22 protein-coding genes and 1 tRNA gene are annotated in these 20,887 nt (G+C 67.7%); 12 read left to right on the top strand and 11 right to left on the bottom strand.

Going from position 1 to position 20,887, the window contains the following annotated elements:
• Nucleotides 1–9: 9 nt before the first annotated feature.
• On the bottom strand, nt 10–1,194 hold the full coding sequence (locus DPV79_RS11970; RefSeq protein ID WP_027786679.1) for an acetylornithine transaminase: 1,185 nt from the start codon (nt 1,192–1,194) through the stop codon (nt 10–12).
• 286 nt (nt 1,195–1,480) lie between these two features.
• A complete protein-coding gene (locus DPV79_RS11965; protein WP_021160764.1) occupies nt 1,481–2,512 on the bottom strand; it encodes a CDP-6-deoxy-delta-3,4-glucoseen reductase in 1,032 nt (343 codons plus the stop codon).
• Nucleotides 2,513–2,619: 107 nt separating this feature from the next.
• Between DPV79_RS11965 and DPV79_RS11960 the strand changes: the two genes are divergently transcribed.
• A complete protein-coding gene (locus tag DPV79_RS11960; protein WP_113045520.1) occupies nt 2,620–3,657 on the top strand; it encodes an NAD-dependent epimerase/dehydratase family protein in 1,038 nt (345 codons plus the stop codon).
• On the opposite strand, the gene DPV79_RS11955 is transcribed toward DPV79_RS11960, so the two are convergent.
• Both DPV79_RS11955 and DPV79_RS11950 read right to left on the bottom strand, forming a co-directional pair.
• Nucleotides 3,640–3,828 (bottom strand): hypothetical protein, encoded by a 189-nt coding sequence (locus tag DPV79_RS11955; protein WP_021160766.1) that lies wholly within the window; start codon nt 3,826–3,828, stop codon nt 3,640–3,642. The two genes, DPV79_RS11960 and DPV79_RS11955, sit on opposite strands and share 18 nt — an antisense overlap.
• Nucleotides 3,829–3,934: 106 nt before the next feature.
• Entirely contained in the window at nt 3,935–4,651 is a 717-nt protein-coding gene (locus DPV79_RS11950) for a pseudouridine synthase (protein WP_048022595.1), read from the bottom strand.
• A 114-nt stretch (nt 4,652–4,765) separates the two neighbouring features.
• Between DPV79_RS11950 and copC the strand changes: the two genes are divergently transcribed.
• The 4 genes from copC to DPV79_RS11930 all read left to right on the top strand — a co-directional run bounded on the left by copC (nt 4,766) and on the right by DPV79_RS11930 (nt 7,791).
• A complete protein-coding gene (copC, locus tag DPV79_RS11945) occupies nt 4,766–5,140 on the top strand; it encodes a copper homeostasis periplasmic binding protein CopC (protein WP_021160768.1) in 375 nt (124 codons plus the stop codon).
• Nucleotides 5,141–5,208: 68 nt separating this feature from the next.
• Nucleotides 5,209–5,709 carry a DinB family protein gene (locus DPV79_RS11940; protein ID WP_059493058.1) on the top strand — a complete coding sequence of 167 codons (501 nt, stop codon included), beginning with the start codon at nt 5,209–5,211 and terminating at the stop codon, nt 5,707–5,709.
• 179 nt (nt 5,710–5,888) lie between these two features.
• Complete coding sequence (locus DPV79_RS11935) at nt 5,889–6,662, top strand: SDR family oxidoreductase (RefSeq protein ID WP_021160770.1); 774 nt, start codon at nt 5,889–5,891, stop codon at nt 6,660–6,662.
• A 199-nt stretch (nt 6,663–6,861) separates the two neighbouring features.
• On the top strand, nt 6,862–7,791 hold the full coding sequence (locus tag DPV79_RS11930; protein WP_048022592.1) for a LysR family transcriptional regulator: 930 nt from the start codon (nt 6,862–6,864) through the stop codon (nt 7,789–7,791).
• Between the two features lie 98 nt (nt 7,792–7,889).
• Here the strand turns inward: DPV79_RS11930 and DPV79_RS11925 are convergent, their stop codons facing one another.
• Nucleotides 7,890–8,786, bottom strand: coding sequence for a LysR family transcriptional regulator (locus DPV79_RS11925; protein WP_113045519.1), 897 nt, complete (start codon nt 8,784–8,786; stop codon nt 7,890–7,892).
• Between the two features lie 106 nt (nt 8,787–8,892).
• On the opposite strand from DPV79_RS11925, the gene DPV79_RS11920 reads away from it, so the two are divergent.
• Nucleotides 8,893–9,783: an alpha/beta fold hydrolase gene (locus tag DPV79_RS11920; RefSeq protein WP_113045518.1), complete on the top strand. Its 891-nt coding sequence runs from the start codon at nt 8,893–8,895 to the stop codon at nt 9,781–9,783.
• Between the two features lie 37 nt (nt 9,784–9,820).
• Here DPV79_RS11920 and DPV79_RS11915 read toward each other — a convergent pair whose 3' ends face one another.
• Complete coding sequence (locus tag DPV79_RS11915) at nt 9,821–10,720, bottom strand: SDR family oxidoreductase (RefSeq protein WP_113045517.1); 900 nt, start codon at nt 10,718–10,720, stop codon at nt 9,821–9,823.
• 40 nt (nt 10,721–10,760) lie between these two features.
• On the bottom strand, nt 10,761–11,498 hold the full coding sequence (locus DPV79_RS11910) for an SDR family oxidoreductase (protein ID WP_113045516.1): 738 nt from the start codon (nt 11,496–11,498) through the stop codon (nt 10,761–10,763).
• Between the two features lie 117 nt (nt 11,499–11,615).
• On the opposite strand from DPV79_RS11910, the gene DPV79_RS11905 reads away from it, so the two are divergent.
• Nucleotides 11,616–12,518: a LysR family transcriptional regulator gene (locus tag DPV79_RS11905; RefSeq protein WP_113045515.1), complete on the top strand. Its 903-nt coding sequence runs from the start codon at nt 11,616–11,618 to the stop codon at nt 12,516–12,518.
• A 36-nt stretch (nt 12,519–12,554) separates the two neighbouring features.
• On the opposite strand, the gene DPV79_RS42605 is transcribed toward DPV79_RS11905, so the two are convergent.
• The 4 genes from DPV79_RS42605 to DPV79_RS11890 all read right to left on the bottom strand — a co-directional run bounded on the left by DPV79_RS42605 (nt 12,555) and on the right by DPV79_RS11890 (nt 15,220).
• A complete protein-coding gene (locus DPV79_RS42605; RefSeq protein WP_021160775.1) occupies nt 12,555–12,722 on the bottom strand; it encodes a hypothetical protein in 168 nt (55 codons plus the stop codon).
• Between the two features lie 147 nt (nt 12,723–12,869).
• Nucleotides 12,870–12,954: transfer RNA gene (locus DPV79_RS11900), tRNA-Leu, on the bottom strand.
• Between the two features lie 96 nt (nt 12,955–13,050).
• A complete protein-coding gene (locus DPV79_RS11895) occupies nt 13,051–14,208 on the bottom strand; it encodes an ABC transporter substrate-binding protein (RefSeq protein WP_021160776.1) in 1,158 nt (385 codons plus the stop codon).
• Nucleotides 14,209–14,278: 70 nt separating this feature from the next.
• Nucleotides 14,279–15,220, bottom strand: coding sequence for a CysB family HTH-type transcriptional regulator (locus DPV79_RS11890; protein WP_113045514.1), 942 nt, complete (start codon nt 15,218–15,220; stop codon nt 14,279–14,281).
• A 214-nt stretch (nt 15,221–15,434) separates the two neighbouring features.
• On the opposite strand from DPV79_RS11890, the gene DPV79_RS11885 reads away from it, so the two are divergent.
• From DPV79_RS11885 to DPV79_RS11865, 5 genes are all read left to right on the top strand, one after another.
• A complete protein-coding gene (locus DPV79_RS11885; protein WP_027786705.1) occupies nt 15,435–17,114 on the top strand; it encodes a nitrite/sulfite reductase in 1,680 nt (559 codons plus the stop codon).
• 25 nt (nt 17,115–17,139) lie between these two features.
• Entirely contained in the window at nt 17,140–17,691 is a 552-nt protein-coding gene (locus tag DPV79_RS11880; RefSeq protein ID WP_027786706.1) for a DUF934 domain-containing protein, read from the top strand.
• The gene (locus DPV79_RS11875) at nt 17,688–18,437 is read left to right on the top strand and encodes a phosphoadenylyl-sulfate reductase (RefSeq protein ID WP_027786707.1); all 750 of its coding nucleotides are present in this window, start codon (nt 17,688–17,690) and stop codon (nt 18,435–18,437) included. Before DPV79_RS11880 ends, DPV79_RS11875 begins: the two co-directional genes overlap by 4 nt.
• Nucleotides 18,438–18,513: 76 nt before the next feature.
• Nucleotides 18,514–19,476, top strand: a complete 963-nt coding sequence (gene cysD, locus DPV79_RS11870) for a sulfate adenylyltransferase subunit CysD (protein WP_021160780.1) — start codon at nt 18,514–18,516, stop codon at nt 19,474–19,476.
• Between the two features lie 22 nt (nt 19,477–19,498).
• On the top strand, nt 19,499–20,815 hold the full coding sequence (locus DPV79_RS11865) for a sulfate adenylyltransferase subunit 1 (protein ID WP_021160781.1): 1,317 nt from the start codon (nt 19,499–19,501) through the stop codon (nt 20,813–20,815).
• The last annotated feature ends 72 nt before the right edge of the window (nt 20,816–20,887 follow it).

The following is a 20,887-nucleotide window of genomic DNA, read 5'->3' as shown; positions in this document are numbered from 1 at the left end:
GGGGTCTCCTCAGAGCGTGTCGAGAACCGACCGCAGCATCGCCATCATCTGGTCGATCTCTTCGGTCGTCACGTTCAGTGCGGGCATGAAGCGCAGCAGGTTCGGCCGCGCGGCGTTCAGCAGCAGGCCGTCGGGCTGCATGTCGCGCGCCTTCTCGACGATCTGCGGGCCGATGTCCTTGCCGAGCAGCAGCGCGCGCAGCAGGCCTTCGCCGCGTTCGCCTTCGAAACCGCGCTCTTCCGACAGTTCGAGCAGCTTGCGCTTCAGGTATTCGCTGCGCGCGCGCACGCCTTCGAGGAAGCCGGGCGCGACGAGCTGCGAGATCACCGAATAGCCGACCGCCGTCATCAGCGGGTTGCCGTTGTACGTGCCGCCCTGGTCGCCGGCCTCGAACACCGCGACCTCGGCCTTCGACAGCAGCGCGCCCAGCGGGGCGCCGCCGCCGATGCCTTTCGCGAGCGTCATGACGTCCGGCTCGATGCCGGACAGCTCGTATGCGAACAGCGTGCCCGCGCGGCCGCAGCCGCTTTGCACCTCGTCGACGATCAGCAGCAGGTTGTGCTGCTTCGTCAGCGCGCGCAGCGCCTGCATGAATTCGCGCGTCGCCGGAATCACGCCGCCTTCACCCTGGATCGGCTCGAGCATCACCGCGACGGTCTTGTCGGTGATCAGCCTCTCGACCGAGTTGATGTCGTTGAGCTCGGCCTTCGGGAAGCCCGGCACCTGCGGTGCGTAGATCGTGTCCCAGCCCGGCTTGCCGCTGGCCGACATCGTCGCGAGCGTGCGGCCGTGGAAGCTGTGGTCGAACGTGATGATCTCGTAGGCGCCGTTCTTGAACTTGCGGCCCCACTTGCGCGCGAGCTTGATCGCGCCTTCGTTTGCCTCCGCGCCGCTGTTCGTGAAGAACACCTTGTCGAACACGCTGTGCTGCGTGAGCAGGCCCGCGAGCTTCGCCATCGGTTCGTTGTAGAACGCGGGCGACGGGTTCAGCAGCTTTTCCGCCTGCGTCTTCAGCGCTTCGACGATGCCGTCGTTGCAGTGGCCGAGGCTGTTGACGGCCCAGCCCTGGATGAAGTCCAGATAGCGCTTGCCCGTGTGATCGTAGAGCCACGAACCCTTGCCGTGCGTAAACACGATGTCGGGGCGGTTCGTGATGTACATCAGCGAGTCGATCGGATAATCGTTCAGGGGCATGGCAGCAGACTCCAGCGGGCGTTGAAAGGGAAACAGGCAATAAAAAAGCCACGGAAGGCCGTGGCTGGTGGGTCGAACAGCTTGTGCGTAACCGGTGAAGCGGTGTGGGGGTTACGCGCGAGTCCGTGACGAGCCTGCGGCATCCGGGCGGAGCGGCGAGCGGCGACGTCGAAGGGCGGACAGGAAGCAGTTCATGTGCGCAAGCATAAGGCATCCCGCGCCTCACTGTAAACCGCCGCGATGCCACGGATGTGACATCGCGGTGCGCAACGCGGGACGCGGGTGGTCAGACCGGATGCGCGAGATCGGCGGCGCTCGTGAACGAGTCGGCGTAGAACTCGTCGGCCGGCAGCGCGTGATGCTGCGTGAAGTCGCGTTGCGCGGATTCGACCATCACCGGCGCGCCGCACGCGTACACCTGGTAGCCCGACAGGTCGGGCAGATCCTCGATCACCGCGCGATGGACGAAGCCGGTGCGGCCCGTCCACTGGTCGCCGGCGTCCGGCTCGGAGAGCACCGGCACGTACTTGAAGTTCGGGATCTCGCGTGCCCACTGCTCGGCGAGCTCGTCGAGGTAGATGTCCTTCTTGCGGCGTGCACCCCAGTAGAGCGTCATCGGGCGCGTGATGCCCGTGTGCTTCACGTGCTCGATGATCGCCTTGATCGGTGCGAAGCCCGTGCCCGATGCGAGCAGCACGATCGGCTTGTCGGAATCCTCGCGCAGGAAGAACGTGCCGAGCGGGCCTTCGAAGCGCAGGATGTCGCGCTCCTTCATTGCGCCGAACACGTGGTCGGTGAACTTGCCGCCCGGCATGTGGCGGATGTGCAGCTCGATCGGGCCTTCCTCGTGCGGCGCGTTCGCCATCGAGTAGCTGCGGCGCGAGCCGTCCTTCAGGATGAACTCGACGTACTGGCCCGCGAGATACTGCAGGCGTTCGTTGGCGGGCAGCTGCAGCTTCACGACCATCACGTCGTCGGCCTTGCGTTCGAGCGCGGCGATCCGGCACGGCAGCTTCTTGACCTGCACGCCGTCGACGCCGGCGATTTCGCGCACGTCGATTTCGAGATCGCACTGCGCCTTCGAGCAGCACAGCAGCGCGAGGCCGCGCGTGCGCTCGTCGTTGGACAGCGCCGACGCGGCGTGCGGGCCCTGTTCGATCTGGCCCGACACGATCTGGCCCTTGCAGGAGCCGCACGCGCCGTTCTTGCAGCCGTACGGCAGATGGACGTTCTGGCGCAGTGCAGCCGCCAGCACGGTTTCGTCCGACTCGACCTGGAATTGCCGGCCGCTTTGCTTGAGAGTGACGTTGAATGCCATAGAACCAAACTAGAACAAAATGTGGGGACCGTGCATGTCGGGCACGGCAGCTACAATGCAAGCCCGTTGCGCGTCGCGCAACGGTGGCTACTGATTTCGCAACCAACATGATCGCGACTCGAATCCTGCGCCGGCCGCGCGCACTGATCGTCGGCTGCGGCGACGTCGGCATGCGCTGCGTCGCGCAATGGCGCGACACGCACCGCAGCCTGCGGATCTTCGCGCTGACGAGCCACCCGGCCCGCCGCGACGAACTGCGTGCCGCGGGCGCGACGCCGATCGTCGGCGACCTCGATCGCCGGGCGACGCTCGGCCGCCTCGCGGGCCTGGCCCGCACGATCCTGCATCTCGCGCCGCCGCCATCCGACGGCCGCGACGACCGGCGCACGCGTGCGCTGATTGCCGCAACGACCGTGCCTGCGCGTCGGCCTTCGACTCCGCCGGCACCGGCGGTCGGCCGGCTCCGAACGCTGCGCACCGCTGCACGGCAGGCCGGCGCACCCGTTCGGGGAGCGCGTATTGTACCCGACGGCCTTCGCGCGCCGAGGCTCGTCTATGCGAGCACGACGGGCGTATACGGCGACTGCGGCGGCGCGCGCATCGACGAGACGCAGCCCTTGCGCCCCGCGAATCCGCGCGCGTTCCGACGCGTGTCGGCCGAGCGGCAACTGCGCGCGGCGACGGTGCGCGGCGTGCTGTCCGCGCGCATCGTGCGCATTCCGGGCATCTACGCGGCGAACCGCCTGCCGGTCGCACGGCTCGAGCGCGGCACGCCGGCACTCGAACTGGCCGACGACGTCTACACGAACCACATCCACGCGGACGATCTCGCGGCGATCCTGCGCCGCGCGGCCGAACGCGGCAAGCCGGCGCGCGCCGTGCACGCGTCGGACGACAGCGAACTGCGGATGGGGGAATATTTCGACCGGGTCGCGCAGGCGCTCGGCCTGCCGAGGCCGCCACGCGTCAGCCGCGCGGACGCCGAGCGTCAGCTCGAGCCGACCCTGCTGTCGTTCATGCGCGAGTCGCGGCGCCTGTCCAACGCACGGCTCAAGGCCGAATTGTGCGTGACGTTGCGGTATCCGACCGTAGACGATTTCCTTCAAACGCTCGCGCCGGGCAGCGCATCAGGTCAGCGCCGGTAATGCCTCGATCAGCAGGAAGCACAGCAGCGCGCCGATCAGCGCGCCAATCAGGTTCGGATGATATTTGTGCTTCGCGTGCATCATGGCCAGCAGGCCGCCGATCACGATGACACCGACGACCGCGAACGCGATCATCATGTACGACAGTTCGAAAGTATGGTTGACGTTCATGGTATCTCCCCCTGCATCGCTGCTCGTGCAGCTTGTGATTTCAGTATAGCGGGGGAACATGCGGCCGAGACGCGGCCGGGCACCGAACGATCGTGCGGATTTTCCCTTACAGGGTTTCGACGGGATTGCGCAGCGCTGAAAGGTCGGCGTCATCGAGCCAGCGCCACGCACCCGGCGCGAGATCGCCCGGCAGCGCGAAGCCGCCGATGCTTTCGCGATGCAGCGCTTCGACGCGATTGCTCGCCGCCGCGACCATGCGCTTGACCTGGTGATACTTGCCTTCGAGGACGGTCAGCGCGAGCGCGTGCGGTGCGCGCGCGTCGGCGGCGACCGCAGCGATCGGCTTCGGCTCGCCGTGCAGCTGCACGCCGGTGCGCAGCGCATTCAGCTGCGCGTCGTCGAGCGGGTGGCGCACGGTCGCCACGTAGGTTTTCGGCACCTTGCGCTTCGGCGACGTGTACGCGTGCACGAACTGGCCGTCGTCCGACAGCAGCAGCAGGCCCGTCGTGTCCTGGTCGAGACGTCCGACGCACTGCACGCCGCGCGCGACGAGCGGCGCGGGCAGCAGGCTGAACACGCTCGCGTGGTGTTGCGGGTCGCGCGAACACTCGTAGCCGGCCGGCTTGTTGAGCGCGAGATATGCGCGCGCGTGGAACGGCCACGCCGTATCGTCGACCGAGAACACAAGGCCGTCGGTATCGAACGCGGCGTCGGGGTCGGTCGCGCACGCGCCCGCCACGCTGACGCGGCCCGCTTCGATCAGGCCGCGGCACTGGCGGCGCGAGCCGAAGCCCTGGGTGTAGAGAATGCTTTCGAGATCCATAGCGCGCGCATTCTATCAAGCGGCGGCGCGCGGCCGGCGTGAACCCGCATGCGCTGGTAAGCTGCCGGTACGCCGCGCGGGGCGCGGCGCCCGTTCACTCTTCACGGAAAGTCCATGCCTTTCGCTTCGTTCCCGTTCGGCCGCAAGGCTGCCGCTGTCATCCTCGCCGCAACCGTCTCGTCGGTTGCGTTCGCGCACGCGCATCTCGCGAAGAGCGACCCGGCGGCGGGCGCGGCGGTGGCCGCCGCACCGGCTGCCGTCACGATCGATTTCACCGAGCCGCTGGAGCCGGCGTTCAGCTCGATCGTCGTCGTCGACGGCAACGGCAAGACGGTGTCGGACGGCCGTGCGCGCATCGACGCGTCGAACCGCAAGCGGATGACGGTGCCGCTCACGGCGGCCGGCACGGGCGCCTATACGGTGAAATGGGTGGCCGTCGCGACCGACGGGCACCGCACGCAGGGCGCGTACGGCTTCAGCGTGAAGTGACGTGACGCAACGGCGGCGGCAGGCCCGTGCCAGGGCTGCCGTCGCTTCCATTCGACAGGGAGTCCCGCATGAATCCGACGACGCTCGACGCACTCGCCGATTTTCCCCGTCAGCTCGAAGCGCATTTCGCAGCCGTCCCGGACGGCTACGCGCGCTGGACGCCCGGCGACTGGGCCGGAATCCCGAGCGAGCACTTCTCGCCGCTCGGACAGCTCTGCCACGTGCGCGACATCGAGACCGACGGTTATCACGTGCGGCTGCGGCGGATGCTCGAGGAAGACCGGCCGCTACTCGTGTCGATCGATGGCGACGCGCTCGCGATCGAGCGCCGCTACAACGACGCGTATGCGTCCGACGTGCTCGCGGCGATCCGCGAAGCACGGCGCGAGACGCTGGACCTCGTGTCGCGCCTCACGCCCGAGCAGCTCGCACGCACCGGGGAGTTCGACGGTTACGGCTCGCTGACCGTGCGCGGGCTCGTCCACTACCTGTGCAGCCACGACCAGCAGCATCTGGCCGGCATGCAATGGCTGCTCGGCAAGATCGACGCGGCGCTGTACGCGCGCTGAGCCGGCCGGCATCCGCGGCATCGATCGGCGATTCCGGAAATCCTGTCGGTGCGGCAGGCCACATTACGTTGCGGCGATTGGGCGGATTTTCTGGATAATCCATCCAGCCGCGACCGGCTGACCGGTGCGTCGCGCGTGCCTACACTCCAGGATTCGTTCATCGAGAAAAGGAGTCCACCGTGGCAATTCATACGCTCGCAGACAAGGTCGTCCTGATCGCAGGCGGCGCAAAGAATCTCGGCGGCCTGATCGCCCGGGATTTGGCGAGCCACGGCGCGAAGGCAGTGGCGATTCACTACAACAGCGCCGCATCGCAGGCACAGGCCGAGGAGACGGCCGCCGCGGTGCGCGCGGCTGGCGCGGAGGCTGCCACGTTCCAGGGCGACCTGACGACGGCCGCCGCGGTCGAGAAGCTGTTCGACGACGCGAAACAGCGCTTCGGCAAGATCGACATCGCGATCAACACGGTCGGCAAGGTGCTGAAGAAGCCGTTTACCGAGATCAGCGAGGCCGAGTACGACGAGATGTTCGCGGTCAACAGCAAGTCGGCGTTTTTCTTCATCAAGGAAGCGGGGCGGCACCTCGAGGATCACGGCAAGCTCGTCACGCTCGTGACGTCGCTGCTCGGCGCGTTCACGCCGTTCTATGCGGCGTACGAAGGATCGAAGGCGCCGGTCGAGCATTTCACGCGTGCGGCGTCGAAGGAGTACGGCGCGCGCGGGATCTCGGTGACGGCCGTCGGGCCGGGTCCGATGGACACGCCGTTCTTCTATCCGGCCGAGGGCGCCGATGCGGTCGCGTATCACAAGACGGCGGCCGCGCTGTCGCCGTTCAGCAAGACGGGCCTGACCGACATCGAGGACGTCGTGCCGTTCATTCGCCATCTCGTCACCGACGGCTGGTGGATCACGGGCCAGACGATCCTGATCAACGGCGGCTATACGACCAAATAAGCGACCAAGTAACCGGCCGGGCAACGCGCCGCTTCGGCGGACGTCGCGGGGTGCGGCGTGCACCGCAATGGCGCGTTTGCGTGGACAATGGACGGGCGCGCGGCCTCGCGGCTGCGCGCCCGTTTTTCTGTGCCGCCGAACCTTGCCGCGACGCGCGACAGCCGGCGGCGACGCGTTTCCGAACCTACGTTCCCTGCCGATGGACAAGCTGGATCAGGTCAGAATCTTCCTGCAGGTTGCCGAGATGGGCAGCTTCATCAAGGCCGCGCACGCGCTCGACGTGCCGCGCGCGACCGTGTCGGCGGCCGTCCAGCAACTCGAGACGGGGCTCGGCACGCGCCTCCTGCATCGCACGACGCGCCAGGTGCAGCTGACGGCCGACGGCGCGTTGCTGCTCGAACGCGGCCGGCGCCTGCTCGCGGAAGCCGACGAACTCGACCGCCTGTTCCGCCGCCGCGACCGCGACGTGATCGGCCGGCTGAACGTCGACGTGCCGAGCCGGATCGCGCGCCGCATGGTGGCGCCCGCGCTGCCGTCGCTGTTTCGCCGTTACCCGAAGCTGCAACTGTCGCTCGGCTCGACGGATCGGTCGATCGACCTGGTGCAGGAGGGCGTCGACTGCGCGATCCGCGTCGGGCGGCTCGCGGACAGCAGTCTCGTCGTGCGGCCGCTCGGGCAGTTCACGCTGATCAACTGCGCGAGCCCCGACTACCTGCGCGAATGCGGCGTGCCCGAGCATCCGGATGCGCTCGCGCACGGACACTGGGCGATCGGCTATGCGTCGCCGACGACCGGGCGTGAACTCGACTGGGAATACTGTTCGGACGGCCAGCGGTACACCCTCACGCTGCCGAGCCGCGTGATCGTCAACAACGCCGAAACCTATATCGCCAGCTGCATCGCCGGGATGGGGCTGATCCAGATTCCGCGCTTCGACGTCGAGCATCTGCTCGACAGCGGCGCACTCGTCGACGTGATGCCCGGCCACCGTGCCGCGCCGATGGACGTGTCGGCCGTGTATCCGCATCGCCGGCACCGGTCGAGACGGCTCAACGCGTTCATCGAATGGTTCGCGGAGTTGATGGCGGATGCGCTGAACGGCACGGGCGCGACCGCGACCGGCGACTGAGGACCGGCGACCGAAAGGGGCGCCGCGCCCGCACGCGCCGACCGCGATCGGCGGGGGCGCGCCGGCGGCATTCGACATCCATTGCGACCGGCGCGCGTTCAGTCGGCGTGTGCGGAGAACTGCCGCGTGCGCCCGGTGGCCCGCACCGCGTCGATCAGCGCGGCGCCGGCGCCGTCGGGCTTCGACGCGAACGCGTAAAAGCGTGCGGCCGGCAACGCCGGCAGGCCGTCTTGCGGCCCGCATTCGCGCAAGCCGTCGCGCAACTGGCTGCGCGCCAGCGCCGTGACCGCGAAGCCGGCGAGCGCGGCCGACACGCAGCCGGCCATGCTGCCGCTCTCGAACAGCACGCGAAACGGGCGCAGCGCGGCGGCGAGTGCCGCGACGGCGGCTTCACGATAAACGCATGGCTGCGGAAACAGCGCGAGCGGCACGTCGCCGCCGGCATCGAGCGTGCGATCCGACGCGAACGCCCACACGAGCGGCTCTTCCCACAGCAGTTCGCCCGGCGTGTCGACCTGCCGGCACTGCTTGCCGAACACGACGTCGAGCCGGCCGAGCGTCTGCTCGCGCAGCAGCGACGCGGTGATGCCGACCTTCAGTTCGATCGACGTGCGCGGGTGGCGATCGCGAAACGTGCGCAGCACATGCGGCAACCATGCGCCCGCGAAATCCTCCGACGCGCCGACCCGCAGCGGCCCGTGCGCCGGCGCGCCGCGCAGCCTCGCGCGCACTTCGCGCTCCATGTCGACGATGTTGCGCGCGTACGCGTACAGCGTGTCGCCGGCCGGCGTGAGCGCGATGCGGCGCGTCGTGCGCGCGAGCAGCACCGTGCCGGCCGCCTGTTCGAGCCGCTTGATGTGGCCGCTGACGGCGGACGGTGTCAACGCAAGCCGTTCCGCGGCCGGTGCGAACCCGCGGCTGTCGACGACTTCGAGGAAGGTGCGCAGCAGCGTGATGTCGAGCGCGGTCGACGCGGGATCGGTCAGCGGTTCCATGGTTCGATTCAACACAATACGCGAAGAGTGAACAATGATACTCCGCGAATCGTGATGAACGACCGGCCTACCATCGTCCACTCGGATCGACTCAACGGAGTGCACGATGACGACCTACGCGCATGCGACGACCGCGTCGCTCGATATTGCCTATCTCGAATGGAACCCGCGCGGCGAGCGCGTGGCGGTACTGCTGCACGGCTGGCCGGACAGCCCGATCGGCTGGGGCGCCGTGGCGGCGACGCTTGCCGCGCGCGGCTACCGCGTGCTCGCGCCTGCGCTGCGCGGCTTTGCGCCGACACGCTTTCGTGATGCATCCGTGCCGCGCAGCGGCCAGCTCGCGGCGCTCGGACGAGATGTGCTCGACTTCGTCGATGCGCTCGGCCTCGAGCGACCCATGCTGGTCGGGCACGACTGGGGCGCCCGGGCGGCCGCGAACGCGTGCGGGCTGCGCGATGACGCCGCATCGCATCTCGTGATGCTGTCGGTCGGATACGGCACCAACGATCCCGGGCAGCCGCTGTCGCTGCAGCAGGCGCGCAATTACTGGTATCACTGGTTCATGGCGACGCCGCGCGGCGAGCAGGCGTTGCGCGACGATCGCCGCGCGTTTGCCCGTTTGATGTGGGACACGTGGTCGCCACCGGGCTGGTATCGCGACGGCGATTTCGAGGCGGCGGCAGACGCGTTCGACGGCCCCGACTGGATCGACGTCGTCCTGCATTCGTACCGGCATCGGTGGGGATTCGCGCCGGGCACGCCGGCCCATGCCGGTGACGACGCGCGCCTGAATCCCGCGCCGGTGCTGGCATTGCCGACGCTGGTGCTGCACGGCGGCGCGGATACCTGCAATCATCCGGACAGCTCGGCCGGGCGTGAGCGCTTCTTCACGGGCCGCTACGCGCGGCAGGTGCTGGACGGCGTCGGCCACTTTCCGCAGCGCGAGGCGCCGGCGGCGGTTGCGGAAGCGATCCTCGGGTTCTGCGAGCCGCACTGATGCGCGCCGGCGTGCCCGGCGCCGGGCGCGCACCGGATCAACTGCCGACGCGGGCGGCCAGCAGGTCGGCGAGGCCGATGTTCCTGAACATCTCGCGGCGCACGCGATCGCCGACGCGGAACACCTCCTCCGCGCCGTCCTGCGACGGATCGACGAATACGCGGTACGGACGCTTGCCGGCGGGTGCGGCGACGATGTCGGCAATCGCCGTCGCGACGGTGCCGGCATCGGCGTCTGCCGGTTCGAGCGCGGCGAGGCCCTGCAGCGCCTGCCCGGCGACGCCCGCATAGGGGCCGTCGTCGTAGGCGGCCTGCACGGCCGCATCGGCCGGCTTGCCCGCGTGGGCGAAGTGATTCGTGCCCTGGGTGAAGGCGCCCGGCACGACGATCGACGTCTCGATACCCCAGCGGGCGAGTTCGGCGGCATAGGACACCGCGAGCGAATCCATCGCGGCCTTCGCGGCGAAGTAAGGGGCGAGGAACGGTGGCGTACCGCCGCGCGCGGAGGACGACGACACCCAGACGAGCAGGCCGCGGCCCTGACGGCGCAGGTGCGGCAGCGCCGCGCGGTTGACGCGCTGGGTCGACACGACGTTGATGTCGTAGAGCAGGGCGATCTGCTCGGGCGTGAACGCTTCGGCCGGACCGAACACCATGTGGCCGGCATTGTGGACGATGACGTCCAGGCGGCCGTTGTCCGCGATCACGCGATCGATGGCGGCACCGACGGACGCGTCGTCGCCGACGTCGAGCTCGACGGTGTGCAGGTCGACCCCGTGCTCCTGCGCGTAGGCGGCAATGGCGGCGACGCGCGGCGCGTTGCGGCCGGTGCTTTCGCGCATCGACGCGTAGACGGTGTGGCCGGCGCGGGCGAGCGCCTGGGCCGTCAGCAGGCCGAAGCCGCTGGACGCACCCGTGACGAGAATGACTTCCTTCATGATCTTTCTCCGGTAAGCGAGGGGCGAGGCAGGCGGCCCGTCAGCACATGCCGCCGTTGGCGCGCAGGATCTGGCCGTTGACCCACGCGCCGTCGGGGCCGGCGAGGAATGCGACGACGCGCGCGATGTCGTCGGGCTGGCCGAGCCGCTCGAGCGGGTTCAGCTTCGCGAGCCGATCGACGAGTTCGGGGCTCTTGCCCTGCAGGAACAACTCGGTCGCGACCGGTCCCGGCGCGACGGCATTCACGCGAATGCCGCGCCCGCGCATTTCCTGCGCGAGCACCTGAGTCAGGCTTTCGACTGCCGCCTTGCTGGCGACGTACACGCCGTAAGTCGGCATGCGCATGCCGATCACGCTGGTCGACAGGTTGATGATGCGTCCCCCGTCGCGCACCCGCCTGGCCGCTTCGCGGCATACGTTGAAGGTGCCTTTCACGTTGATGGCGATCGTATCGTCGAAGAGCGCATCGTCGCAGTCGGCAATGGTCGCCAGCTTCATCACGCCCGCGGAATTGACCACGACATCCACGCCGCCGAATGCATCTTGCGCGGCGTCGAACAGCGCGGCCACGGCCGCCGGGTCGGCGACGTTCGCCTGCACCGCGACGGCATGGCCGCCGTCGGCGACGATCGCGTCGACCACTTCGCGGGCCGGGCCGGCGCTCCCTGCATAGTTGACGATGACCCGGAAGCCGTCCCGGGCGAGCTGGCGCGCGATTTCCGCGCCGATGCCGCGCGACGAACCCGTGACGAGGGCGACCTGTTCCGATGTGCTCATGTCCTGCTCCTTGGTTTGTGAGTGCCGTGCGATCCGGCGACAGGACTAATGTAGGCTTCCTCGGTCAATAAAAATAATGAATAATCGGAAGATCAATAATGACTAAAAGTATGTCTTATGGCATTCGACAGCAGGCTTTTGAGCGGTATCGGCGTGCTCTCCGCGGTGATCGAGGCCGGCACCTTCGCGCGCGCCGGCGAGGCGATGGGATTGACGCAGCCGGCGGTGAGCCGTGCCGTCGCCCGGCTGGAAGAGCGCGTCGGCATCCGGATCTTCAACCGCACGGCGCGCGCGATCACGCTGACCGACGAGGGCCGGCGTTTCTATGAGGCGGTCGCGCCGCTGCTGGCCGGCATCGAGGAGGCGGCGATCGACGCCGGCCAGTCGAAGGCGCGTGTCAGGGGGCGGCTGCGCGTCAATGTCGACGCGACCTTCGGCCACTACGTGCTGGCACCGAAGATGGCGGAGTTTCTTGACCGCTTCCCCGACCTGTCCGTCGAGATCAGCGTGCGCGACCGGATGGGCGACCTCGTCGCCGACGGGTTCGACGTGGCCGTGCGATTCGGCATTCCGGAGCCGTCGTCGTATCGTGCGCGGCTGCTGCTGGAAACGCGTGTGCTCACCTGCGCGTCGTCAGCCTATGTCGCGCGTCATGGCGAACCGCGGCATCCGCGGGACCTCGCGGACGGGCACCGTTGCGTGCTGATCCGCGACCCGGTGACGGGGCGGCCATTCGAATGGGAATTCCATCGCGGCAAGGAAGTGGTGCCGTTCGATGCCGCCGGCCGGCTGATGGTCAACGATACGGGCATGCTGCTCGGTGCGTGCCTGGGCGGCGCGGGGATTGCGCAATTACTGGAACTCTATGCGAGGGACATCCTGGCTGAAGGGCGGCTGGTGCTGCTGTTGCCGGAATGGGCGGACGAGACGTTCCCGCTTTACGCGTATCACCACGCGTCAAACCTCGTCTCGGCGAAGGTGAGGGTGTTTCTCGACTTCGTTCGCGAACTGATGGCCTGAGCGCGAGGCACGGCCGGCGGCAGGCCGGCCGGCGCTTCATTCGGTGCGATGCGGGATGTTGTCCGGGAACGGATACGGTGCGTGCGGGCCCGGCCAGTCAGGCACCGGCGGCGCGGTCAGGACGTCGCATCCGCCCAGCACGAGCACGAGCGCCACGGCGAGCACGCGGCGGCGGAGCGGGGATGAAATCGTGCGCATGGACATGGCGTGCCTCCGTGCCGCGCATCCTCATGATGCTTGGACTGTTGCGCGGGGGCGCGCGTTGCGGCGCGTGCGGCAAAAACAAAAAACCCGCGAAGCGGCGAGCTTGCGCGGGTTTCGACAGATGCAGCGCACGACGCTGCGAAATACTGGTGCCCAGGGCCGGAATCGAACCGGCACGCCTTGCGGCGGGGGATTTTGAGTCCCCTGCGTCTACCAATTTCACCACCTGGGCTTGATCCTGGCCGCGCATGCGATTGTGCGCGGCGAAACGCGGATTATGTCTGAAATCCCGACGCCGGGCAAGCTGCCCCGGTGCCGGTCGCGCACGTCACTGGCTCAGGTAGACGAACCGGCCCTGCTTGACGATCCCCATCACGCTCGCGCGCTGATCGAGCCCCACATGATCCTTGTCGCTGGTATTGACGACGCCGTTCGGCACGACGAGCTCGTGCGCGCGTTCCAGTTCGCGCCGCAGCGCCGCTCGGAACGCGGGCGTGCCGGGCTGCGCGGCCTTCAGCGCGCGGCCGACCGCATCGGCAAGGCGCGGGTAGACGCCCGCCGCGTCGCCCGCGAACTGCGTGACCGTGCCGGCGCCGTATTTCGCCTCGTACGCGTCGACGAACGCGAGCGCGGCCTTGCGGGCCGGATGATCGGCCGGCAGCGTGCGCGCGACGACCACCGGCTGGGTCGGGAACAGCGTCCCGTCGACGTCCTTGCCGCCGAGCTTGATGAATTCCGGCGTCGCGATCCCGTGCGTCTGGTAGACCGGGCCCTTGTAGCCGCGCTCGATCAGCGTGCGCTGCGGCAGCACGGCCGGCGTGCCCGAGCCCGCGATCAGGATCGCGTCGGGTTTCGCCGCGATCAGCTTCAATGCCTGGCCCGTGACGCTCGCGTCGGTGCGGTTGTAGCGCTCGGTCGCGACGACGCGGATCTTGCGCAGGTCGGCGAAGCGCGTGAACTCGTTGAGCCAGCTGTCGCCGTAGCTGTCCGCGAAGCCGATGAAACCGACCGTCTTCACGCCGTGGTTCGCCATGTAGCGCGTCATCACGTCGGCCATCGCGCGGTCGCTCTGCGCCATCTTGAACGCCCAGGTCCGAGCGCCTTCCTGCGGCTCGACGATCGCGCCGGAGCCGACCAGCGTGATCATCGGCGTCTGCCCGGCCGCGACCGCGTCGAGCGCCGCGAGCGCGGCCGGCGTGATGTTCGGCCCGACCACGACGTCGACGTGATCCTCGTCGACCAGCTTGCGGATGTTGCGCACCGCGGTGCCCGGGTCGGATGCATCGTCGAGCACCGTCACCTGCACGGGCTGCCCGGCGATCGTCTTCGGCCACATCAGGATGGCGTTCTTGCTCGTGATGCCGATCGCGGCGGCCGGGCCGGTCGACGACAGGTCGACGCCGACCTTCAGGTCGGCATGGGCGGCGGCACAGGCGAGCGCGAGCGCGCCGGCGGCGGCGCGGCGCAACAGGGCGGGAAGCGTCATGCGGGATTCTCCGTCGGGCAACGAAAAGGGGCGCGGTTCGGATTCGCGCCCCAGTGTTTATACAGGCCGGTCAAAGCTCGTACGATTCGGCTTCGCCCTTGAGCGCCTGTTCGATCAGCTTGCGGTTCAGCGTCGGTGACAGCAGTTCGACGAGCGTATACACGTAGCTGCGCAGGTAGGCGCCCTGCTTGAGCGCGACACGCGTCACGTTGCTGCCGAACAGGTGGCCGACCGGGATCAGCCGCAGGTTGCGGTCGCGCTCGGGATTGAACGCGATGTCGGCCATGATCCCGACGCCGAGGCCGAGTTCGACGTAGGTCTTGATCACGTCGGCGTCGATCGCCTCGAGCACGATGTCCGGCGACAGCCCGCGCAGCGCGAACGCATGGTTGATCTTCTTGCGGCCCGCGAACGCGTCGTCGTACGTGATCAGCGGGTACTGGGCGAGATCGTCGAGCGTGACCGGCTTGCGTTCGAGCAACGGGTGGTCGGCCGGCACGACGGCCGCGTGATGCCACTGGAAGCAGGGCAGCGACACGAGCTCCTTGTAGTCGGAGATCGCCTCGGTCGCGATCGCGAGATCGGCCTGGTCGTGGATCACCATCTCGGCCACCTGCGTCGGGCTGCCTTGCAGGATCGACAGGTGCACCTTCGGAAAGCGCTTCTTGAATTCGGCGATCGCGGCCGGCAGCGAGTAGCGGGCCTGCGTGTGGGTCGCGGCGATGGTCAGGTTGCCCTGATCCTGTGCTGCGTAATCTTTCCCGACCCTTTTAAGGCTTTCAACCTCCTGAAGAATCCGCTCGACCGACGCGAGGATGATCCTGCCCGGCTCGGTGAGCGAGCGCACGCGCTTGCCGTGCCGCGTGAAGATCTCCACGCCGAGCTCGTCCTCGAGCTCGATGATCGCCTTCGATACCCCCGGTTGCGACGTGTAGAGCGCCTTGGCGGCCTCGGTGAGGTTGAAATTCTGCCGGACGGCCTCGCGCACGAAGCGAAATTGGTGCAGGTTCATTTATAACCCTTCCGCATATCAACAGAATTTTTTAGTCGTTTGAAATATAAGGCGAGTTTATTACGATTCACCGGAGTTTTTCAAATATGGATATCTGTTTTCGTCATTAGCAATCCATCCGCCAGCGGATGGGGGCGGTGACGGCGGAACGGAGATTCGGGCGCGACGTGGCTAGGACGTCGCGCGGTCACCACGAAAACCCTGGGGTCCCCGAATGTATCAGTACGACCAATACGACCAGACGATCGTCGACGAGCGTGTCGCGCAGTACCGCGATCAGGTGCGCCGCCGGCTGTCGGGCGAGTTGAGCGAAGAAGAATTCCGTCCGCTGCGCCTGCAGAACGGCCTGTACATGCAGCGCCACGCGTACATGCACCGCATCGCGATTCCGTACGGCAACCTGCGCAGCGACCAGCTCCGGATGCTGGCGCGCATCGCCCGCGAACACGACCGCGGCTACGGCCACTTCTCGACCCGCTCGAACATCCAGTTCAACTGGATCCAGCTCGAGGAAACGCCCGAGATCCTCGCGAAGCTCGCGTCGGTGCAGATGCACGGCATCCAGACGTCGGGCAACTGCATCCGCAACATCACGGCCGACCAGTTCGCCGGCGTCGCCCAGGACGAAGAGATCGATCCGCGCCCGTGGTCGGAAATCCTGCGCCAGTGGTCGACGTTCCATCCCGAATTCGCGTGGCTGCCGCGCAAGTTCAAGATCGCGGTGTCGGGCTCGAAGGACGACCGCGCGGCCGTGCAGATTCACGACCTCGGCGTGTACCTGAAGAAGAACGCGCAGGGCGAAGTGGTCGCGAGCATCCTCGCGGGCGGCGGCCTCGGCCGTACGCCGATCATCGGCGCGGTGATCAAGGAAGACCTGCCGTGGCAGCACCTGCTGACCTACTGCGAAGCCGTGCTGCGCGTGTACAACCGCTACGGCCGCCGCGACAACCTGTACAAGGCGCGCATCAAGATCCTCGTGAAGGCGCTGTCGCCCGCGAAGTTCGCGCAGCAGGTCGAGGAAGAGTGGCAGCACCTGAAGGACGGCCCGTCGACGCTCACGCAGGCGGAAGTCGATCGCGTGTCGCAGTACTTCCAGCCGCCCGTCTACGAGAAGCTGGCCGACACCGATGCATCGTTCGAACAGCACCTGCTCGAGAACAAGGCGTTCGCGCGCTGGGTCGAGCGTAACGTCGCACCGCACAAGGTGGCCGGCTATGCAGCCGTCACGCTGTCGCTGAAGGATCACCGCATCGCGCCGGGCGATGCGACCGACCAGCAGATGGACCTGGTGGCCGACTGGGCCGACGCCTACTCGTTCGGCGAGCTGCGCGTGTCGCACGAGCAGAACCTGATTCTCGCGAACGTGAAGAAGCGCGACCTGTTCGAGGTCTGGGAAAAGGCGAAGGCGGCCGGTTTCGCGACGCCGAACATCGGCCTGCTGACCGACATCATCGCGTGCCCGGGCGGCGACTTCTGCTCGCTCGCGAACGCGAAGTCGATCCCGATCGCGCTGGCGATCCAGCAGCGTTTCGACGATCTGGACTACGTGTACGACCTCGGCGACCTGTCGCTGAACATTTCCGGTTGCATGAACTCGTGCGGTCACCACCACGTCGGCAACATCGGCATCCTCGGCGTCGACAAGGACGGCGCCGAGTGGTACCAGGTGTCGCTCGGCGGCGAGCAGGGCACGGGCCGGAACGGCGCGCGCCTCGGCCGCGTGATCGGGCCGTCGTTCTCGGCGGAGGAAGTGCCCGACGTGATCGCGAAGCTGATCGACACGTTCGTCGAATCGCGCGTCGACGGCGAGCGCTTCGTCGACACGTACGACCGCATCGGCATCGCGCCGTTCAAGGAGCGCGTGTATGCGGCGCGCCAGGCAGTGAACGCGTAACCAACCGGGTAGAAGGAATTAGCAGATGGCTTCGATTATCAAGAACCGCGCAGTGATCGACGATGCATGGCAGGTCGTGCGCGCGGCGGAAGACGGTGCACTGCCCGCGGTCGACGCGTTGCCGGCCGGCAAGGTGCTGGTGCCGTTCGCGTTGTGGCAGGCCGAGCGCGCGGCGCTCGTCGCCGCGAAGACGAAGGACGAGCTCGGCGTGTGGCTCGCCCCGGACAGCGAGCCGGCCGATCTCGTGGCCGACTTCGGCGCGATTTCGCTGGTCGCCGTCGATTTCCCGCGCTTCGCGGACGGCCGCGGCTACAGCATCGCGCGCCTGCTGCGCGAGCGCCACGGCTGGACGGGCGAACTGCGCGCGATCGGCGACGTGCTGCGCGACCAGTTGCTGTACATGTCGCGTTGCGGCTTCGACGCATTCGCGGTGCGCGCCGACAAGGACATCCACGACGCGCTGAACGCGTTCACGGAATTCACGCAGCGTTATCAGGGCGCGTTCGACCAGCCCGAACCGCTGTTCCGCCGCCGCGCCGCGGCGGCCGGCGTGGCGCAAGCGAAGGTGGGCGCATGAGCACCGCCGCCGCCACCGCGCTGAGCCCGGAACTCGCCGCGAAGGTCGAGCGCCTCGACGCGCTGCTCGCGCAGATCGGCGCGCGTCACGAGAAGGTGAAGTTCGCGAGCAGTCTCGCGGCGGAAGACATGCTGCTGACGCACGCGATCCTGTCGAAGGGCGTCCGGATCGGCATCTTCTCGCTGAACACGGGCCGCCTGCACGCGGAAACGCTCGGCATGATCGACCGCGTGCGCGAGCGCTACGGCTACGAGATCGAGCAGTTTCACCCGCAGCAGGACGCGGTCGACCAGTACGTCGCCGAGCACGGCCTGAACGCGTTCTACGAAAGCGTCGAGCTGCGCAAGTCGTGCTGCCACATCCGCAAGGTCGAGCCGCTGAATCGCGCGCTGGCCGACGTCGGGGCATGGGTCACGGGCCAGCGCCGCGAGCAGTCGGTCACGCGTGCCGAGCTGCACGAGGAAGAGCAGGACGAAGCGCGCGGGATCGCGAAGTACAACCCGCTCGCCGACTGGACGGAAAGCGACGTGTGGGCGTACCTTAACGCGTTTGACGTGCCGGTGAACCCGCTGCATGCGCGCGGCTATCCGAGCATCGGCTGCGAGCCCTGTACGCGGGCGATCCGCCCCGGCGAGGACAGCCGCGCGGGCCGCTGGTGGTGGGAGTCGCGCGACACGAAGGAATGCGGCCTGCACATCACGATCACGCCGATTCCCGCGGACGCCGTTGCCGGCGCCACGCACTGAAAGCCTGACAAGAAACTGAATATTGCGCCGCCCGCGACAGCGGGCGGCACGAACCCAGAAGAGAAGGACTGAAATCATGAGCACGACGCTCGAGCAATCCGCCTTTGCCCCGCCCGCCGGTGCCGACAACCGCATGGGCCACCTCGACTGGCTCGAAGCCGAGTCGATCCACATCCTGCGCGAACTGGTCGCCGAATGCAGCAAGCCGGCGCTGTTGTTCTCGGGCGGCAAGGATTCGGTCGTCGTGCTGCATCTGGCACTGAAGGCGTTCGGCCTCGGCGCGAACCGCAAGACGACGCTGCCGTTCCCGCTCGTGCACATCGACACGGGCCACAACTACGAAGAAGTGATCGACTTCCGCGACCGCCGCGCGAAAGAACTCGGCGCCGAGCTGGTCGTCGGTCACGTCGAGGATTCGATCAAGCGCGGCACGGTCGTGCTGCGTCGCGAAACCGATTCGCGCAACGCCGCACAGGCCGTCACGCTGCTCGAGACGATCGAACAGTACGGCTATACGGCGCTGATCGGCGGTGCGCGCCGCGACGAAGAGAAGGCACGCGCGAAGGAGCGGATCTTCTCGTTCCGCGACGAATTCGGCCAGTGGGACCCGAAGGCGCAGCGCCCGGAACTGTGGAGCCTGTACAACGCCCGCCTGCACAACGGCGAGCACCTGCGCGTGTTCCCGATCTCGAACTGGACGGAACTCGACGTGTGGCAGTACATCGCGCGCGAGAACCTCGAACTGCCGTCGATCTACTACGCGCACCAGCGCGAGATCGTGCGCCGCAACGGCCTGCTCGTGCCGGTCACGCCGCTCACGCCGATGCGTGACGGCGAGACGAGCGAGCTCGCGCAGGTGCGCTTCCGTACCGTGGGCGACATCAGCTGCACGTGCCCGGTCGAGAGCGACGCGGACGACGTCGAGAAGATCATCGCCGAGACGGCGGTGACCGAGATCACCGAGCGCGGCGCGACCCGGATGGACGACCAGGCGTCCGAAGCCGCGATGGAACAGCGCAAGAAGCAAGGTTATTTCTGAAGCACACGAGGACATTCACATCATGAGCATCATCGAGAACACCGAAGACCTCGGCGTGTTGCGCTTCATCACCGCAGGCAGCGTCGACGACGGCAAGAGCACGCTGATCGGCCGCCTGCTGTACGACAGCAAGGCCGTGCTGTCCGACCAGCTGTCCGCGCTGTCGCGCGCGAAGAACAAGCGCACGGTCGGCGACGAGCTCGACCTCGCGCTCCTGACCGACGGTCTCGAAGCCGAGCGCGAGCAGGGCATCACGATCGACGTCGCGTACCGCTACTTCGCGACCGCGAAGCGCAAGTTCATCATCGCCGATACGCCGGGCCACGAGCAGTACACGCGCAACATGGTGACGGGCGCATCGACCGCGCACGCGGCGATCATCCTGATCGACGCGACGCGCGTGACGGTCGAGAACGGTGTCGCCGACCTGCTGCCGCAGACCAAGCGTCACAGCGCGATCGTCAAGCTGCTCGCGCTGCAGCACGTGATCGTCGCGATCAACAAGATGGACCTCGTCGACTACAGCGAAGCGCGCTTCAACGAGATCCGCGACGCGTACGTCACGCTGGCGAAGCAGCTCGGCCTCACCGACGTGCGCTTCGTGCCGGTGTCGGCGCTGAAGGGCGACAACATCGTCGGCGCGAGCGAACGTATGCCGTGGTACGCGGGCGAACCGCTGCTCGACGTGCTCGAATCGCTGCCGGTCGAGACGCAGGCGCATGACGCGCTGCGCTTCCCGGTGCAGTGGGTTGCGCGCCAGGACGGCAGCTCGGCCGACGATTTCCGCGGCTACATGGGCCGTATCGAGTCGGGCGAAGTGAAGGTCGGCGACGAGATCGCCGTGTTGCCGTCGAACCGCACGGCAACGGTCGCCGAGATCGTCGCGCCGGTGCCGGGCGGTACCGCGTCGGTCGCGCACGCGTTCGCGGGCCAGACCGTGACGATCCGCCTCGCGGAAGACGTCGACGTGTCGCGCGGCGACATGTTCGTCACCTCCGGCGAGCCGGTTGCACCGGCGAAGAAGCTCGAAGCCGATCTGTGCTGGTTCGACGAGACGCCGCTGTCGCCGCAGCGCAAGTACCTGCTGAAGCAGACCACCAGCACGGTGTTCGCGAAGATCGGCGGCGTCAAGCAGGTGCTCGACGTGCACACGCTGTCGCATGCGACCGACCGTCACGACCTGAAGATGAACGACATCGGCCGTGTCGCGCTGACGCTGCAGAAGCCGATCGTCTGCGACACGTACGACGCGCATCCGGGTACCGGTGCGTTCGTGCTGATCGACGAGGCGACGCATCACACGGTCGCCGCGGGCATGATCCGGGCGTTCTCGGCGTAATCGTCAATCTGCGCGGCAAACCGCGCCGCCGCACGGCGGCGCGGGCCGTAGGCAAACGTCCGCACGGACGAA

Origin of the sequence: Burkholderia reimsis, assembly GCF_003294055.1 — a bacterium.
GTDB lineage: Bacteria > Pseudomonadota > Gammaproteobacteria > Burkholderiales > Burkholderiaceae > Burkholderia > Burkholderia cepacia.
This window is presented reverse-complemented; position numbering and strand designations above follow the sequence as displayed.

Coding starts and splice junctions, on each gene's coding strand:
- DPV79_RS11970 (WP_027786679.1), bottom strand. CDS start 1,194: ATGCCCCTGAACGATTATCCGATCGACTCGCTGATGTACATCACGAAC.
- DPV79_RS11965 (WP_021160764.1), bottom strand. CDS start 2,512: ATGGCATTCAACGTCACTCTCAAGCAAAGCGGCCGGCAATTCCAGGTC.
- DPV79_RS11960 (WP_113045520.1), top strand. CDS start 2,620: ATGATCGCGACTCGAATCCTGCGCCGGCCGCGCGCACTGATCGTCGGC.
- DPV79_RS11955 (WP_021160766.1), bottom strand. CDS start 3,828: ATGAACGTCAACCATACTTTCGAACTGTCGTACATGATGATCGCGTTC.
- DPV79_RS11950 (WP_048022595.1), bottom strand. CDS start 4,651: ATGGATCTCGAAAGCATTCTCTACACCCAGGGCTTCGGCTCGCGCCGC.
- copC (WP_021160768.1), top strand. CDS start 4,766: ATGCCTTTCGCTTCGTTCCCGTTCGGCCGCAAGGCTGCCGCTGTCATC.
- DPV79_RS11940 (WP_059493058.1), top strand. CDS start 5,209: ATGAATCCGACGACGCTCGACGCACTCGCCGATTTTCCCCGTCAGCTC.
- DPV79_RS11930 (WP_048022592.1), top strand. CDS start 6,862: ATGGACAAGCTGGATCAGGTCAGAATCTTCCTGCAGGTTGCCGAGATG.
- DPV79_RS11925 (WP_113045519.1), bottom strand. CDS start 8,786: ATGGAACCGCTGACCGATCCCGCGTCGACCGCGCTCGACATCACGCTG.
- DPV79_RS11920 (WP_113045518.1), top strand. CDS start 8,893: ATGACGACCTACGCGCATGCGACGACCGCGTCGCTCGATATTGCCTAT.
- DPV79_RS11915 (WP_113045517.1), bottom strand. CDS start 10,720: ATGAAGGAAGTCATTCTCGTCACGGGTGCGTCCAGCGGCTTCGGCCTG.
- DPV79_RS11910 (WP_113045516.1), bottom strand. CDS start 11,498: ATGAGCACATCGGAACAGGTCGCCCTCGTCACGGGTTCGTCGCGCGGC.
- DPV79_RS11905 (WP_113045515.1), top strand. CDS start 11,616: ATGGCATTCGACAGCAGGCTTTTGAGCGGTATCGGCGTGCTCTCCGCG.
- DPV79_RS42605 (WP_021160775.1), bottom strand. CDS start 12,722: ATGTCCATGCGCACGATTTCATCCCCGCTCCGCCGCCGCGTGCTCGCC.
- DPV79_RS11895 (WP_021160776.1), bottom strand. CDS start 14,208: ATGACGCTTCCCGCCCTGTTGCGCCGCGCCGCCGCCGGCGCGCTCGCG.
- DPV79_RS11890 (WP_113045514.1), bottom strand. CDS start 15,220: ATGAACCTGCACCAATTTCGCTTCGTGCGCGAGGCCGTCCGGCAGAAT.
- DPV79_RS11885 (WP_027786705.1), top strand. CDS start 15,435: ATGTATCAGTACGACCAATACGACCAGACGATCGTCGACGAGCGTGTC.
- DPV79_RS11880 (WP_027786706.1), top strand. CDS start 17,140: ATGGCTTCGATTATCAAGAACCGCGCAGTGATCGACGATGCATGGCAG.
- DPV79_RS11875 (WP_027786707.1), top strand. CDS start 17,688: ATGAGCACCGCCGCCGCCACCGCGCTGAGCCCGGAACTCGCCGCGAAG.
- cysD (WP_021160780.1), top strand. CDS start 18,514: ATGAGCACGACGCTCGAGCAATCCGCCTTTGCCCCGCCCGCCGGTGCC.
- DPV79_RS11865 (WP_021160781.1), top strand. CDS start 19,499: ATGAGCATCATCGAGAACACCGAAGACCTCGGCGTGTTGCGCTTCATC.